The 15,030-nt window shown below is 71.5% G+C and carries 12 protein-coding genes, 1 tRNA gene, 1 pseudogene and 1 riboswitch; of the genes and pseudogenes, 3 read left to right on the top strand and 11 right to left on the bottom strand.

Features of this window, described 5'->3' with window-relative positions; genetic code table 11:
• Nucleotides 1-55: 55 nt before the first annotated feature.
• Nucleotides 56-1,324 carry a serine hydroxymethyltransferase gene (gene glyA, locus D0D28_RS07865; RefSeq protein WP_116110209.1) on the bottom strand — a complete coding sequence of 423 codons (1,269 nt, stop codon included), beginning with the start codon at nucleotides 1,322-1,324 and terminating at the stop codon, nucleotides 56-58.
• A 17-nt stretch (nucleotides 1,325-1,341) separates the two neighbouring features.
• Nucleotides 1,342-1,427: riboswitch (ZMP/ZTP riboswitch) on the bottom strand.
• Between the two features lie 362 nt (nucleotides 1,428-1,789).
• Nucleotides 1,790-1,963 (bottom strand): annotated as a pseudogene (locus D0D28_RS37585) (SDR family NAD(P)-dependent oxidoreductase); the annotation flags it as partial.
• Nucleotides 1,964-2,362: 399 nt separating this feature from the next.
• Here D0D28_RS37585 and D0D28_RS36070 point away from each other — a divergent pair.
• A complete protein-coding gene (locus D0D28_RS36070) occupies nucleotides 2,363-2,563 on the top strand; it encodes a hypothetical protein (protein WP_205413204.1) in 201 nt (66 codons plus the stop codon).
• Nucleotides 2,564-2,604: 41 nt separating this feature from the next.
• On the opposite strand, the gene D0D28_RS07850 is transcribed toward D0D28_RS36070, so the two are convergent.
• Nucleotides 2,605-3,126: a gamma carbonic anhydrase family protein gene (locus D0D28_RS07850; protein ID WP_094005614.1), complete on the bottom strand. Its 522-nt coding sequence runs from the start codon at nucleotides 3,124-3,126 to the stop codon at nucleotides 2,605-2,607.
• A gap of 10 nt (nucleotides 3,127-3,136) precedes the next feature.
• Complete coding sequence (locus D0D28_RS07845) at nucleotides 3,137-3,718, bottom strand: TetR/AcrR family transcriptional regulator (RefSeq protein WP_116110208.1); 582 nt, start codon at nucleotides 3,716-3,718, stop codon at nucleotides 3,137-3,139.
• A gap of 117 nt (nucleotides 3,719-3,835) precedes the next feature.
• Here D0D28_RS07845 and D0D28_RS07840 point away from each other — a divergent pair, with 117 nt between their 5' ends.
• Nucleotides 3,836-4,525, top strand: coding sequence for a Pr6Pr family membrane protein (locus tag D0D28_RS07840; protein WP_094005612.1), 690 nt, complete (start codon nucleotides 3,836-3,838; stop codon nucleotides 4,523-4,525).
• On the opposite strand, the gene D0D28_RS07835 is transcribed toward D0D28_RS07840, so the two are convergent.
• Together D0D28_RS07835 and D0D28_RS07830 are read right to left on the bottom strand one after the other, a co-directional pair.
• Nucleotides 4,442-5,227, bottom strand: coding sequence for a class I SAM-dependent methyltransferase (locus D0D28_RS07835; protein ID WP_116110207.1), 786 nt, complete (start codon nucleotides 5,225-5,227; stop codon nucleotides 4,442-4,444). The two genes, D0D28_RS07840 and D0D28_RS07835, sit on opposite strands and share 84 nt — an antisense overlap.
• Before the next feature lie 68 nt (nucleotides 5,228-5,295).
• Nucleotides 5,296-5,369 (bottom strand) — tRNA-Thr (locus tag D0D28_RS07830).
• A gap of 113 nt (nucleotides 5,370-5,482) precedes the next feature.
• Here D0D28_RS07830 and D0D28_RS07825 point away from each other — a divergent pair.
• A complete protein-coding gene (locus D0D28_RS07825) occupies nucleotides 5,483-7,126 on the top strand; it encodes a hypothetical protein (protein ID WP_240323125.1) in 1,644 nt (547 codons plus the stop codon).
• 51 nt (nucleotides 7,127-7,177) lie between these two features.
• Here D0D28_RS07825 and D0D28_RS07820 read toward each other — a convergent pair whose 3' ends face one another.
• The 5 genes from D0D28_RS07820 to topA form a co-directional block, all read right to left on the bottom strand.
• Nucleotides 7,178-8,386 (bottom strand): DNA polymerase III subunit delta', encoded by a 1,209-nt coding sequence (locus tag D0D28_RS07820; RefSeq protein WP_094005609.1) that lies wholly within the window; start codon nucleotides 8,384-8,386, stop codon nucleotides 7,178-7,180.
• The gene (locus tag D0D28_RS07815) at nucleotides 8,383-10,482 is read right to left on the bottom strand and encodes a bifunctional MFS transporter/dTMP kinase (protein WP_116110205.1); all 2,100 of its coding nucleotides are present in this window, start codon (nucleotides 10,480-10,482) and stop codon (nucleotides 8,383-8,385) included. Before D0D28_RS07815 ends, D0D28_RS07820 begins: the two co-directional genes overlap by 4 nt.
• 146 nt (nucleotides 10,483-10,628) lie before the next feature.
• Nucleotides 10,629-11,132: a hypothetical protein gene (locus D0D28_RS07810; RefSeq protein ID WP_240323124.1), complete on the bottom strand. Its 504-nt coding sequence runs from the start codon at nucleotides 11,130-11,132 to the stop codon at nucleotides 10,629-10,631.
• 107 nt (nucleotides 11,133-11,239) lie between these two features.
• Nucleotides 11,240-12,034, bottom strand: a complete 795-nt coding sequence (locus D0D28_RS07805) for a hypothetical protein (RefSeq protein WP_094005606.1) — start codon at nucleotides 12,032-12,034, stop codon at nucleotides 11,240-11,242.
• Nucleotides 12,035-12,088: 54 nt separating this feature from the next.
• On the bottom strand, nucleotides 12,089-14,851 hold the full coding sequence (gene topA / locus D0D28_RS07800) for a type I DNA topoisomerase (RefSeq protein ID WP_116110203.1): 2,763 nt from the start codon (nucleotides 14,849-14,851) through the stop codon (nucleotides 12,089-12,091).
• Nucleotides 14,852-15,030 lie beyond the last annotated feature (179 nt).

The raw sequence follows: 15,030 nt of genomic DNA, 5'->3' as shown, positions 1-15,030 counted from the left end.
GTCAACGCGAAACGCCCCTTCCCCGCGCGGGGGAAGGGGCGTTCGTCGTTGCTGATCAGGCCCGGTAGCCGGGGATGGGGTAGGCGGCGAGCAGGTCGCGCACCTCACCGGCGATCTTGGTGATCGCGGCCTCGTCGTTCGCGGCGGCCGCGGTGATCGTGCGGTCGATCCACTCGGCGATCTGCGGCTGGTGCTCCGGCGTGAGGCCGCGGGTGGTGATGGCCGCGGTGCCCAGCCGGATGCCGGACGGGTCGAACGGCTTGCGCGGGTCGAACGGCACCGTGTTGTAGTTCAGCTCGATGCCGGCGCGGTCCAGCGCCTGCGCGGCCGGCTTGCCGCCGATCTGCTTGCTGGTCAGGTCGACCAGCAGCAGGTGGTTGTCGGTGCCGCCGGACACCAGGTCGAAGCCGCGCTCGATCAGCGCCTCGGCGAGCGCCTTGGCGTTGGCGACGATGGCGTGGGCGTAGTCGCGGAACTCCGGCTTGGACGCCTCGCCCAGCGCGACGGCGATCGCGGCGGTGGTGTGGTTGTGCGGGCCGCCCTGCAGGCCGGGGAACACGGCCTTGTCGATGGCCTTCGCGTGGTCGGCGTCGGTCATGATCATCGCGCCGCGCGGGCCGCGCAGGGTCTTGTGCGTGGTGGTGGTGATGACCTGCGCGTGGCCGACCGGCGACGGGTGCGCGCCACCGGCGACCAGGCCGGCGATGTGCGCGATGTCGGCCACCAGCACGGCGCCGACCTCCTTCGCGATCTCCGCGAAGGCCGGGAAGTCGATGGTGCGCGGGATCGCGGTGCCGCCCGCGAAGATCAGCTTCGGCCGGTGCTCCAGCGCCTGCTCGAGGACCTGGTCGAGGTCGACGCGGCCGGTCTCCTTGCGCACGCCGTAGCGGACCGGGTTGAACCACTTGCCGGTGGCCGAGACCGACCAGCCGTGCGTGAGGTGGCCGCCGTCGGGCAGCGCCATGCCCATCACGGTGTCGCCGGGGCTGGCGAAGGCCAGGTAGGCGGCCAGGTTCGCGGGCGAGCCCGAGTACGGCTGCACGTTCGCGTGGTCGACGCCGAACAGCGCCTTGGCGCGCTCGATCGCGACCTGCTCGACCTGGTCGATGAACTGCTGGCCCTCGTAGTAGCGCTTGCCGGCGTAGCCCTCGGAGTACTTGTTGGTGAGGACGGAGCCGGTGGCCTCGAGGACCGCCTCGGACACGTAGTTCTCCGAGGCGATGAGGCGGATCTTCTCCGCCTGGCGGCGCGCCTCGTCCTCGACGAGACCGGCGATCTGCGGGTCGGCCGCGGTGAGCGTGGGGATGGCTGGCTGGTGCGTCATCTTCCTACTCCTGACACTGGCCACACCCAGGCGCGCGGTGCCGGCCTCGTCGGTCGCTTCCCGGTGGTGCTCCACCTCTACGGCGCCAGTCGCAAATTGCTGTGCGCCCAGCTTAGTACTCACGTCGCCGGTCTCGCCCACCATCAGCCGCGCGCAGCTCACAGGCCGGAGCCGCCGGTCGCGTCGATCACCTTGCCGGTCACCCAGCGCGCGTCGTCGAGGCGAGGAAGGCCACGACGTCGGCCACGTCGTCCGGCCGGCCGACGCGGCCCAGCGCGGCCAGGGAAGCCGCGTGGGCTTCGGCCTCCGGGTTGCCCCGCGCCACCCCGCGTTGACGTCGGTGTCGATGATCCCGGGCGCGACCGAGTTCGCCGTGATGCCCCGGCTGCCCAGCTCCTTGGCGAGGTGGGCCGCGCCGCTGGAGATGTTGATGCTCCGGCCGGCGTCGCGCAGCCGCTTCACTCCCTCCTGCACGATGAAGAACGGCGCTCGCACGTTCACGGCGAAGACCTCGTCGAAACCGTCCTCGGTCAGTGTCGCCAGGTCCGCACTGCGTCCGATACCGGCGTTGTTGACGATGATGTCGACGACCGGCTCGGGTGCGTGGCGGTGGATCTGGGCGTCGAATCCCGACCACAGGGCGGCGGCGTCGCCGCGACGGCCCAGCTGCGCCTGGAGGGCGAAGGCCCGGCCGCCGCCCGTTCGGATGCGCTCCTATGAAGGCGTTTCCATCGGCGATCCGACCGAGGCGATGGGCATCCGCTCAGGGAGCCTGTACGCCGGCTTCGGGGACAAGAAGTCCCTGTTCGAGGAGGTCGTGGAGGCCTACGGCCGGTCACCGGTCGGCGGCTTCGCGGGTGCGGCGCTTCGCGAGGAGCCGACCGCATAAGGGGCGTTCGCGCGCATCCTGCGCGAGGCCGCGGTCATCTACCCGGACCCCGCGCACCCGGCCGGCTGCCTGGCCATGAGCGCGGGGACCAACGTCACTTCGGAGGACACCGAAGTGCGCGCGTTCCCCGCGATCCGCGCAACCGGAACGTGGACGGGTTCGAGGCCCGGCTGCGGGAGGCGCAGCGGGCGGGGGAACTGCCAGCCCAGGCCAGCCCCCGGGCCCTGGCCGAGTACTTCACCACCGTCCTCCAGGGACTGTCGCAACGAGCCCAGGACGGCGCCACCGCCCCCCAGCTGGCCGCGGTGGCCGAACTGGCGCTGGCTGCCTGGCCGGCAGCGCAACGCTGATCAGTCCGCCCACTCCGGCCGGCGAGATCGCAGCCGGAGCACTAGTCGACGGGTGCGACACCGTCCGCGTGCCGCCGGGCCAGCTGCTGGTAGATGGCCGCGTTGTGGTCGACCCAGCCCCGCGCGGAGTCGGTCAGCGGCACGAACTTCTTGGCCGGGCTGCCCATCGCGATGACCTCCGGCGGCACCTGCGTGCCCGGGGTGACCGTGGAACCGGCGGCGATCAGCGCCCGTTCGCCGATCACCGACTGGTCGAGCACGGTGGAGCCGTTGCCGATCAGCGCCTGCTCGCCGACCGTGCAGTCGTGCACCAGGCACATGTGACCGACCGTGACGTTGCGGCCGATCTCGCACACCCCGGTGTTGACGTGGACCACGGAGTTGTCCTGGATGTTGGCGCCCTCGCGCACGATGATCTTGCCGAAGTCGGCCCGGAGCACCGCGCCGTACCAGATCGACACGTCCTTTTCGATGACGATGTCGCCGATCAGGGTCGCGGTGGGCGCGATCCAGGCGTCCGGGTGGACGGTGGGGCTCACGCCCTCGAAGGAGAACAGAGGCATACCCGGAACCTTAGGCCAGACAGAGCGACTCGATCTCCTCACGGAGGGTGGCGAACGGACGACGCCGGACACGCTGCTGCACCACCGCGCCGAGCAGGTAGGACATCAGGGCCCGGGCCCGCGCCCGCGGGTCGATGACACCGACTCCGGCGAGCAGCTCGGTGAGCAGCTCGGTGACCGACCGCAGCATCGCCTCGATCGCCTCCGGGTGGTCGGCGCGGCTGACCGCGATCCAGTACTCGAACCACAGGAACGCCGACTCGGTCTCCTTGGCGAAGCTGTCGAGGTAGGACTCGAGGACGGCCCACAGCTTCTCCCGCGGATCGGCGTGCCGGCCGGCGACCTCGCGCAGCTCGTCCAGGAAGGCGGTCACGTGCGCGGCCATCGCCCGGTCGACGAGCACGTCGATGTCGGTGAAGTAGTAGTGGATGGCGCTCTTGGTGAGCGGGCTCGCGTCGGCGATCGCCCGTGCCGTGCACCCGGCCAGTCCGTCCCGCGCGAGCACCCGCCGCGCCGCTTCGACGATCTGCTCCTGCTTGGCGAGCTGGTTCGGGGAGAGCCGCTCGCGCTGCCCCGGCGGGGTGACGGCCACTGCGATGTCCTCCTGACTCGGATGAGGACGGTCAGCCTACCTGTCAGGACCGGTGTCCCAAACGCCCCCCGGCGTGGCTCGGGTGCGGGCGGTGGCCGGGGCGTTTACCGTCCCGGGATGAGGATCGCCCGTGTCTGGTTCGGACTGCACGCCCTGGTGGTGCTGGCTGGCGTGGTCATGCAGCTGTTCGTCACCTCGGGCGTGATGGGCGGGCGCTACGAGTCGGCCGCCGCCCGCATGGCGAACGTGTTCGCCTACTTCACCATCCAGTCCAACCTGATCGTGGGATTCACCGGCCTGCTGCTGGCGATCCGTCCACATCGGACGTCCACGGTGTTCCGGACCCTGCGGCTGGACGGGGTGCTCGCGATCGCGGTCACCGGCATCGTGTTCCACCTGGTGCTGGCCGGGCTGCAGGACCTCACCGGGTGGGCGTGGGTCGCGAACCTGTTGCTGCACACCGTGTCCCCGCTGCTGGGCGTGCTCGGCTGGTTGCTGTTCGGGCCGCGCGGCGCGGTCACCTCGCGGATCATCGGCTGGTCGGCGGTCTACCCGCTCGCGTGGGTGGCGTTCACGCTCGTCCGGGGCGCGATCGACGGCTTCTACCCGTACCCGTTCATCGACGTGACCGCGCTCGGGTACCCGCGGGTGGCGGTGAACTGCCTGGTGATCGCGGTGCTGTTCGTCGCGCTGGCGTTCGGCGCGATGCTGCTCGACCGGCTGCTAGGGCGCGGCCTCGACGACGCGGACGAGCCCGGTGGACGCCGGGAGGTGCAGCACCGCCCGGCCGAACCCAGCCGTGAGTAGCGCTTCGCGGGCCGCGGTCTCATCGGCGAAGTGCAGGTGCACGCGGCCCCGCACGAACGCCGAGAGCGCCTGGACGAACGCCCGCACCGCGAAGTCGGCGGTCGCCAGGTGCAGGTCGGACAGGTACCGGCCGCGCTCGAACCGCCGTAGCGCCCGCGCGAAGCGCGACCACATGGCCCGCACGGTCGCCTCGTCGAAGTAGTTGACCAGCCCCTCGGTGACGATCACCAGCCCGCGCGCCGGGTCGAGGCCGGCCACCAGCCGGTCCAGGGCCGTCTCGTCGAGGACGTCCAGTTCGGCCACGCGATGCCCGGGCCCGGCGGGACTCGCGCGGCGCAGGGTGCGGCGTTTGCGCTCGGCCATGCCCGGCAGATCCGCCTCGACGTAGGTCAGGGCGGGGTGGCGCCGGGTGAAGCGCCAGCCGCCGGCGGACAATCCGGCCGCGACCTCGACGACCTGCGTGATCCCGTGCCGCTCGATGGCGTCGGTGAGCAGGTCGTCGATCAGGCGGTGCCGGGCCAGCAGGAAGCCCTCCAGGGTCGGCCCGCCGACCGCGCCGCTGACCGCCATGAGCGGCCGCAGGAGCCGGTGCAGCACGCGGCCCTCGCCGGTCGCGAAGGCGGGATCGGAGAGCCCGTGCCGCACCCACACGTAACCGGTGTAGTGGGCGGTCGGACTGATCGTCTCGGAGCGGCGGGCCATGGCCGGAGAGCCTAGGCCGGAAACGACATCGGGGGCCCTCCGAGTGGAGAGCCCCCGACCGTTGCCGGAGCCGCCTAGGGGAATCGAACCCCTGACCTGCTCATTACGAGTGAGCCGCTCTGGCCGACTGAGCTAAGGCGGCAACACGAACTAGTGTAGCGACCCCTTTCGCGTCACTTCAGCACCCCCCGCGTCGTTAGGCTGTGCGACGCCGATCACACGGGATCGGCCCGTCGTACTGGGAGGACCTTCCACATGCGTCGACGCATGCCTCGCGCGCTGGCGCTGCCGGTCGCCGCGGCCGTGCTCGTCCTGTCGGCCACGCCCGCCGTGGCGCAGAGCACGATCCCCACCACCCCGACCCCGCAGCCGGCCAACCCGGGGCAGCCGCCGTTCATCGGCCAGGAGGGCCCGCAGCCGCTCGGCCACGCCGTCGCCGACGCGGCCGCCGCGCTCGCGGTGCTGCGCCTGCTGCCGAACTCGGTCCCGACCAGCACGATCCTGCCCGGCTTCAGCGATCAGCTGCCGAAGCAGTCCGCGCTCGAGGCCGGGATGGGCCTGTCCAGCGCGCAGGCGAACTCCGAGGCGCTGCTCAGCTACGAGAAGGCGATCGCCCAGTCGTCCCCGTTCGGGCTCGCGGTGGGCGGCAACGCGCCGCAGGCGCCGGGCAGCCTCGTGCAGACCGCGCTGCCGGACAACGAGCAGCCGCTCACCGGCGGGCTCAACGCGTCGGAGAACCCGCTGCTCAACGTGGGTCTGCTGAACGGCAAGGTGCACGCGCGTTACAGCCCGACGCTCGGCCCGTGCGTCGGCACGATCGCCGACGCCAGCACCTCCGTCGCGAGCCTGTCGCTGCTCAACGTCATCCCGTCGCTGCCGAACCTGCCGATCGACGGCCTGGACCTGCAGAACGTGCAGCTGGCCGACGGCTTCGACCCGGCCAAGGGCCTGCAGACCCTCGGCGGCCTGCTCAGCGGCGGCGCCGAGACCAGGTCCGACGGCACGAACGCCGTGCTCAGCCTGCCCAACACGCTGTCCTCGCGGTCGGTGGTGCAGCTGGTCGACATCCCGGGGTCGCCGAACAAGGCGGTCCAGTCGATCTCGACGTTGCAGGCCGCCGACATCGAGATCCTCAAGGGCACCCCGCTGGAGCTGACGCTGAAGGTCGTCAGCCAGCCGACCCTCAAGGTCACCTCGACCGGTGACGAGAAGACCTCGAAGGTCGAGTACACGGCGCCGGTGATCACGATCGAGCGGCAGGGCAAGGTGCTCTACACGCTCGACGCGACCAACCCGACGAAGGACATCCCGATCGGGCTGCCGCTGTCCGGCCTGTCCCAGCAGTTCGGCCCGCTGCAGGACCTGCCGGTGGTCGGTGGCCTGGTCGCGACCGCGCAGAAGGGCCTGCAGCCGGTGTCGGACACCGCGGGCAAGGTGCTCGACCTCGGCGTCCTGCGACTGAGCATCGCCGAGCTGACCCAGAAGGGCCAGAACCTCACCGAGCCGTTCCAGGGCTACCAGCTGGGCGCCTCCGCCCGGATGCTCGACCTGAAGATCCTGCCGACGACCGGGCTGAAGGACCTGCTCCCGGCCGGCAGCGACTCGCTGCCGTCGTCGCTGGCGCAGATCTCCCTTGGCGAGCAGATCGGGCGGGCGTACGCGCCCGAGGGCGGTGTCGTCTGCGGGAGCACCACGACGCCCCCGCCGCCGGCGGGCAATGCGGCTCCCCCGGGTGTGCCGCAGAAGCTCGCCTACACGGCCGGCGCCTACTCGGCGGTGCCGATGTTCTGGACCGGCACCGCGATGCTGCTGCTCGGGGTCGTGCTCGTGGCGGCGTTCCCGGCCCGCAAGCGGATGAAGACCGTTCCGGTGAAGCCGTCGCCGCGCCCGCGGGACTGACGTCTCGGCGATGACAAGGGGCGGTGCCGGGGAACCGGTACCGCCCTTTTTTCAGCCGTGGCGCAGGGCCGTGAGCATCGCTTCCACGGCGATCCGCGGCTTGACGTTCCACAGGATCGCTTCGCGGCAGGCCAGCACGGCTTCCAGGCGCTTCAACGTGGATTCGGCCGTCCACTGGCGGGCGGCCTGTTCGATGTCCTGGGCGTGGTCCGGGTGGTTGTACCGGGCGTCCGCGCCGCTGATCGCCACGAGCACGTCCCGGTAGAAGCCGGCCAGGTCGACCAGCGCCAGGTCCAGCGTGTCGCGCTGGGTGCGGGTCGCGCGCGACTTCTGGCGCTTTTCCAGCTGCTTGACCGCCGCTTCGGCGGCCCGCTTGGCACCGGCGACGCCCTTGCCGGTCGCGTCGCCGCCCATCGCGTTGCGCAGCTCGGCCTTCTCGGCCTCGTCGCGGACCTTGCTCTCCTCCGTCGCGTCCGCTTCGGCCGCGGCGATCAGGTCGTCGGCGCACCGGAACACGTCACCGGGCCGGGACAGGCCCAGCGGAATCCGCAGCACCGCGGCCCGGCGCTGGCGGGCGTTGTCGTCCGTGGCCAGGCGGCGGGCCCGGCCGACGTGACCACCGCACACCGAGGCCGCCCATTCGGCCAGCTCCGGGTCGACGCCGTCCCGGTCGGCCAGCACCCGGGCGATCGCCTCCGCGGCCGGCGTCCGCAGCGTCACCAGACGGCACCGCGAGCGGATGGTGACCGAGATGTCCTCGGGGTGGTCCGAGGGCGCGCACAGCAGGAACACCGTCCGCTCCGGCGGCTCCTCGACCGCCTTGAGCAGGGCGTTCGACGCGCCCTCGGTCAACCGGTCGGCGTCCTCGATGATCACGACCTGCCACTGGCCCGTGGTCGGGCGCCGTGCGGCGGCCTGGACGAGCGCGCGCATCTCGGCGACCGAGATCGACAGCCCCTCCGGGATGACCAGCCGCACGTCGGCGTGGGTGCCGTGCATCGCGGTGCGGCAGCCGGGACACTGGCCGCAGCCGGTGCCGGTGATGCACTGCAGGGCCGCCGCGAACGCGCGCGCGGCCACCGACCGGCCCGACCCCGGTGGACCGGTGAGCAGCCAGGCGTGCGTCATCGCCCCCGCCGGAGCGGGTTCCCCGGCCACGATCTGCGCGGCCGCGCGCGCGGCGGAGGACAACACGTCGACGGCGTGGTCCTGGCCGACCAGCTGGGCCCACACCCCGGCCGGCGCGACGACAGCGGTCACCTGTCCTCACCCTCGGCCAGCGGCGCCAGTCCGAGCTTGCGCTGGGCGAGCACGGCCGCGACGGCGGTGCGCACCCGGTCGCCGACCTCGTCCGCGGGCCCGTCGGCGTCCACCACGACGTAGTGATCGGGGTCGGCGGCGGCCATCTCGCTGAGCAGGTTCTGCACGCGCCACTGGTCCTCGACCGAGATCGGCCCGGGCGCGTTCGCGCCGGGGTCGGCGTCCAGCAGCACGGTCACGTCGGGCCGCAGGCGGCCGGTGGCCCAGTCGGCCAGGCCTTCGAGTTCCTTCGCGTCCAGCCCGGCGACGGCGGACAGGTGCGCCAGCGGCGAGTCGACGAAGCGTTCCATCACCACGATCGAACCGCCGTCCAGCGCGGGGTTGACGTTGCGCTCCACGAGGTCGGCGCGCACCGCGGCGGCCGCGAGCGCCTGCGCCCGCGCCCCGGACAGCGAAGCGTTGCCGATGATCGTGGCCAGGCGCTCGTCGTCCAGCGCCGGATCCGCGGCCAGCACCACCGGGCGCGGGCTGACCGACCGCAGCCACTCGGCGAGTTTCGAAGCCTGCACCGCGGTGTCCGCGGCGGTCGTGCCCTCCAGCGCGATGAGCAGCCCGTTCACCCGGCGCGGGCGGCGCCGGATGGCGTTGCGCAGGTCGGCCATGATCGGTTCGGACCGGCGCGAGTCCATCTGCCGGTAGGCGACGATGCCGACGATCGCGGCGAGCGCGCCGCCGCCGAGCATCACCGGGCGGGTGCCGTCGATGATGATCGGGTTGCCCCACACCGTGATCGTCCGCGCATTGGTCAGGCCGATCAACAGCGGCACCACCGCGACCGACCCGAACACGATGATCTTCATCATCGACTGGTAGATCGCGTTGATCCGGCCGCGGATCGCGTCGTCCACCTGGGAACCGATGATCGTGACACCGGTCAGGAACGCCGCCCCGGCACACGCGCCGACGAGCGACACCGCGAGGAGCGACACGGTCAGGTGCGGGGACAGCGCCACCAGGATCAGCGCCAGGCCGGCGAGCACGATCGAGATGCCGAAGAGCCGGTCGTGCGGCAGCCGCCGGGCCAGCTTGGGCGTCCCGCCCATCCCGGTGGCCAGCCCGATGAAGACGGCCACGACCAGCAGGCCCCACGTGGAGTCGCCGGCGTTCAGGCTCGTCGAGTACGTCTTGGCCGACCCGACCACCGCGCCACCCGCGGCGAACGCGCCCGCGGCGCCGATGAGCAGGCCGCGCACGAGCGGGGTGCTCCGCACGTACTTGCCGGCGTCCCTGACCAGCTCGCCCAGGCCGGGCTTGTCCGCCTCCTTGACCGGCTTCGCGGCCTTCTCGGCCTGCTCGTGCGAGACCCCGGCCATCCGCGGCTTGCGGACCGACAGCTCCGGGATGCGGGTCAGCACCAGGATCGCGCTGGCCAGGTACAGCAGCGCGATGAGCACGACGATGACCTTGGCGACGCCCAGTTCGCCGAAGAACCCGGACGGCAGGCCCACCGACGCCGCGATCCGCGTCACCACGGCGTAAAGAGCGCCCGCGGTGACCGTGGCGAGCCCGTAGGTCATCACCAGGCCGAGCTGGTTGGCCGTCTCCACCTGGTCCGGGCGCTTGAGCAGGTTCGGGACCGCCGCCTCCTTGGACGGGATCCACATCATCGCGCTCGCGCTGGCCAGGAAGTTCGCGACGTAGAGCCACCAGGACGTGCCGACGAGCGCCACCGACAGCAGGAAACCGCAGCGGAAGATGTCCGCGACGAACATGACCTTGCGCCGGTCGAAGCGGTCGGCGAGCAGGCCGCCCAGCGGGGCGAAGATCAGGCCGGGCAGCAGCGCGGAGAGCAGGACGCCGGTGAAGGCGAAGTTCTGCGCGGTGTAGTTCGGGGTCAGCTGAGTCGCGAGGCTGGTCAGGCCGAGGATGGTCAGCCAGTCGGCGACGCTGCAGAGGTAGGTGACCCCCCACAGCCGCCGGAACGGCCGGATCGCCAGCACCCGACGGGCCCGGTGGATCGTCGAGGCGTCACGCCCTGCCGGCGCCTCACCTCCTGCGCCGGGTTCCACGTGCACGACCTCGCTGATCGGACCCACCCCACTTACTCCCGTGGCGCTGGAGAACCCCTGGCGCAGCAAACCGGTGTCCCCCAACCGTGGGGCCAGGGTAGCTCTGACGGTCTGAGAGCGCCCGTCCTGGTGGGCGATAGGTGTCCGGAATAGGTGGATCGTCCCGTCGTGGGCTAGTCGAAGATGCCGCTGAGCGTGTCGATCAGACTCGACAGGAACTGGATCGCGAGCACGCCGAACACGACCATCAGCAGGATCGCGACCAGGAACGCCGTGGACCCGCTGGACGGCTTCGCCCGGCGGACCGAGCCGCCCTGGCCCGGCCGCGGCAGGCGGAACGACGGCCGCGACCACGAGGCGAGCTTCTTGCGCCCGGTCCAGGTGCGCTGCCGGGGCAGGATGCCCAGCACCGGCGCGGGCGGCACCGCCTGGGCGGGAGCCGCGGGTGGCGTGTCGTCCACCGGCACCTCGGGCGGCGCGGCCGGCTTGTCCGACATCGCCTCGATCATCTCGCGGACCTTCTCCGGGTCCGGCTCGACCGGCTTGGCCACCTTCAACGGCTGGTAGCCCTCGGCGTCGTTGACCGACCCCGAGACGGCGTCGCTGAACGTCAGCGGCGGCAGGCCGGACTGCGTGCCGTCCCCGTCGAAGCGCCCGTCGTCCTTCGCCGGACTCATGGTGACCACTCCCGTGCGTTCGGAAACACCTCGTCCCAGCGTAGTGGGCTTTTCGCGGCTCGCACGCGCCCATCCGGGCAACCCCTCGATCACTCTGCGCAACCGGATCAGGCACAGGTCATCGCCGCCTCGACCGCGTCGGTCATCCACTGCGCCAGCCGGTCGCGGTCGGACGGAACCAGGAACAGCTGCGTGCCCTCCCCCGGCTCGGTGACCGTGGCCAGCACGTGCCTGCCCAGATCGTTGTCCACCACGACGTAACCCAGCCGCGGGAACTGCGCGCAGCGGCGGTCGAACGCCATCAGGTCGACCAGGGTGGTGCCGGTGCGCGGCCGCCGCAGGAACTGCCGCACGCGCTCCGCCTGCGCGGCGTCCCGGCCGGTCAGCTCACCGGCGGGACCGGCCTGCAGCATCACCGACTCGAACCGGCCCCGGCGCTGCTCGGGCACGAACCCGACCACCTGGTCGAACAGGGTGCGCAGCTCGCGGAAGCCCCACCCGCCGACCTGCGTGGTGTCCGGACGCCAGCTCCACAGCACCCCGGCCGCCGTGTCGGCGTAGACCCGCACGTCCAGCGGCCCGTCCAGCCCGCTGTGCACGCCGGTGAGCACCATCCGGATCGGGCCGCGCAGCATCAGCGCGAACGCCCGCATCGCGTCGTCGGTCAGGTCGCCGCCCTCGACGAACGGCGAGTCCCGCAGCTGCGCCATCCACGCGTTGTGCTCCTCGACCTCGGCCACCAGGTCGGCCGGATCGGCCGAGCGACTGAGCGGGTACCGGATCCGCTCGACGTCGTCGTCCGTCGCGAACGGCGCGTACAGGTCCCAGGTGCTGGCCCGCTCCGGCACGGTGTCCAGCACCGGCCGGGCGGCCTCGGTCAGCAGTTCGTCGATCGTCGTCACGGGGGCAGTGTGCCCCCGGGGTACGACAGTTTTGCTCGAACTGCTGTTCGAGGCCTACTTCTTGGCGGCCGCCTTCTTCGCCGGGGCCTTGCGCGCCGGCGCCTTCTTCTTCGGTGCCGGACCCTTCGCCCGCTTCTCGGCGAGCAGCTCGGACGCCCGCTCCGGGGTCAGCCCCTCGATGCTGTCGCCCTTGCGCAGGGTCGCGTTGTACTCCCCGTCGGTCACGTACGGCCCGAACCGGCCGTCCTTGACCACCATCGGCTTCTTGGACACCGGGTCCTCGCCCAGCTCCTTCAGCGGCGGCTTCGCGGCCCCGCGTCGGCCGCGCTGCTTCGGCTCGGCGTAGATCTTCAGCGCCTCGTCCAGCGTGATCGAGAAGATCTGGTCCTCGCTGGACAGCGACCGCGAGTCGGTGCCCTTCTTCAGGTACGGCCCGTAGCGCCCGTTCTGCGCGGTGATCTCCTCACCCGACTCCGGGTCCTTGCCCACCACGCGCGGCAGCGACAGCAGCTTGAGCGCGTCCTCCAGCGTCACCGTCTCGATCGACATCGACTGGAACAGCGAACCGGTGCGCGGCTTCGGCTTCTTCGCCTTGCTCTTCTTGGCGCCCTCGGCTTCCTCGGGCTCCTCGAGCACCTCGGTGACGTACGGTCCGAACCGGCCCTCCTTGGCCACGATCCGGTGGTTCGTGACCGGGTCGACGCCCAGCTCACGGCCCTCCTGCGGTGTCGCGAACAGCCGCTCCGCGATCTCCACGGTCAGCTCGTCCGGCGGCAGGTCCTCGGGCAGGTTCGCGCGCTGCGGCTTGCCGTCCACCTCGCGCTCCAGGTACGGGCCGTAGCGGCCGACCCGCACGTGCACCGTGCGGCCGTCGTTGTCCTCGAACATCGGGATGGAGTTGATCTCGCGCGGGTCGATGTCCTCGACGCCGCCGCTGACCAGCTTCTTCAGCCCGCCCAGGCGGCCCACCGAGCCGTCCACGCCCTGCTCGCCGCCGAAGTAGAACCGCGACAGCCAGCGGGTGCGCTGCTCGTTCCCGGCCGCGATGCGGTCGAGCTCGTCCTCCATGGCCGCGGTGAAGTCGTAGTCGACCAGCCGCTCGAAGTGCCGTTCCAGCAGCCCCACCACGGCGAAGGCGACCCACGACGGGACCAGCGCGGAGCCCTTCTTCCAGACGTAGCCGCGGTCCTGGATGGTCTTGATGATCGACGCGTACGTCGACGGGCGGCCGATGCCCAGTTCCTCCAGCTTGCTGACCAGGCTGGGCTCGTTGTAGCGGGCCGGCGGCGTGGTCGCGTGGCCGTCCGGGGACAGCTCGGTCGCGGTCAGCGCCTGGTCCTTGACCAGCTGCGGCAGGCGGCTCTGCTTGTCGTCGGCCTCGGCGCCGGAGTCGGCGTCCACCGCCTCGACGTAGGCCTTGAGGAAGCCGGCGAAGGTGATGGTGCGGCCGGACGAGGCGAACACGCACTCCTCGCCGGTGCTCGCGGTGCCGGTGATGCGCACCGACATGGTGGTGCCCTTGGCGTCGGCCATCTGCGAGGCGATCGTGCGCTGCCAGATCAGCTCGTACAGCCGGAACTCGTCGGCCTGCAGCACGGCCGCGACCTGGCCCGGCGTCCGGAACACCTCACCGGCGGGCCGGATCGCCTCGTGGGCCTCCTGCGCGTTCTTGACCTTGCGGGTGTACTGCCGCGGCGTCGGCGAGACGTAGTCCTTGCCGTACAGCTCGGTCGCCTGGCTGCTGGCCGCGGCGAGCGCCGACTCCGACAGCGTCGTGGAGTCGGTACGCATGTAGGTGATGTACCCGTTCTGGTACAGCCGCTGCGCGATCTGCATCGTCGTCTCGGCGTTGAAGCGCAGCTTGCGGCCGGCCTCCTGCTGCAGCGTGGAGGTCATGAACGGCGCGTACGGCCGCCGCGTGTACGGCTTCTCCTCGACGCTGGTGACCTTGAAGTCGCGCTGCTGCAGACCCTGGGCCAGCGCCCGCGCCGCCGCTTCCTCGAGCACCCGGACGTCCTGGGAGTTCGCCTTGAGCTGCCCGGAGGCGTCGAAGTCCTTGCCGGTGGCCAGGCGCGCGCCGTCGACCGACACCAGCCGCGCCGGGAACTGGCGCGGGGTCGCGTCCTCGCCGGCGTCCATCGTGGCGGAGATGTCCCAGTACGAGGCCGAGGTGAACTTGATGCGCTCCCGCTCGCGCTCGACGACCAGCCGCGTCGCCACCGACTGCACCCGGCCCGCCGACAGCCGCGGCATGACCTTCTTCCACAGCACCGGCGATACCTCGTAGCCGTAGAGCCGGTCCAGGATGCGGCGGGTCTCCTGCGCGTCGACGAGGTCGCCGTCCAGCTCGCGGGTGTCCTCGGCGGCCTCGCGGACGGCCTGCTCGGTCACCTCGTGGAAGACCATCCGGCGCACCGGGACCTTCGGCTTGAGGGTCTCCAGCAGGTGCCAGGCGATGGCCTCGCCCTCGCGGTCGGGGTCGGTGGCGAGGAACAGCTCGTCGACGTCCTTGAGCAGGCTCTTCAGCTCGGTGACCTTGGACTTCTTGTCCGCGGAGACGACGTAGAGCGGCTCGAAGTCGTGGTCGACGTCCACGCCGAGCTTCGCCCACGGTTCGCCCTTGTACTTGGCCGGGACGTCGTCGGCCTTCGACGGCAGGTCCCGGATGTGCCCGACCGAGGACTCCACGACGTAGCCCGGACCGAGGTAGGACGCGATCTTGCGGGCCTTGGCGGGCGACTCGACGATCACCAACCGTCGACGACCGGCGCCGTTCGCCCCGGCGTCGTTCTTCTTCGTCTTCGTCGATCCAGCCACGCTGTCCGCTCTCCTGCTCCGTCCCGCCGCCAAAGCAGCGGCGCCTGTTCAACCAGCAAGTGTGCACGTTGCCTGCCGGTAATGTCCCCCGAGGTGACGTAACACGCCGTCGCGCTTCCCAGCCGGGATGGGCGTCGGCGTGCGTCATCTCCCCCTTTCCACACCTAGCACGTGATGCC

The sequence above is a fragment of the Amycolatopsis ruanii genome, from assembly GCF_003385175.1.
Lineage (GTDB): Bacteria > Actinomycetota > Actinomycetes > Mycobacteriales > Pseudonocardiaceae > Amycolatopsis_E > Amycolatopsis_E thermalba.
This window is presented reverse-complemented; position numbering and strand designations above follow the sequence as displayed.

Excerpts from the sequence above, each read along its gene's own strand:
- glyA (WP_116110209.1), bottom strand. The coding sequence starts at position 1,324 with ATGACGCACCAGCCAGCCATCCCCACGCTCACCGCGGCCGACCCGCAG.
- D0D28_RS07835 (WP_116110207.1), bottom strand. The coding sequence starts at position 5,227 with ATGGCCCGCCGCTCCGAGACGATCAGTCCGACCGCCCACTACACCGGT.
- D0D28_RS07810 (WP_240323124.1), bottom strand. The coding sequence starts at position 11,132 with ATGAGTCCGGCGAAGGACGACGGGCGCTTCGACGGGGACGGCACGCAG.
- D0D28_RS07825 (WP_240323125.1), top strand. The coding sequence starts at position 5,483 with ATGCGTCGACGCATGCCTCGCGCGCTGGCGCTGCCGGTCGCCGCGGCC.
- D0D28_RS07850 (WP_094005614.1), bottom strand. The coding sequence starts at position 3,126 with ATGCCTCTGTTCTCCTTCGAGGGCGTGAGCCCCACCGTCCACCCGGAC.
- D0D28_RS07840 (WP_094005612.1), top strand. The coding sequence starts at position 3,836 with ATGAGGATCGCCCGTGTCTGGTTCGGACTGCACGCCCTGGTGGTGCTG.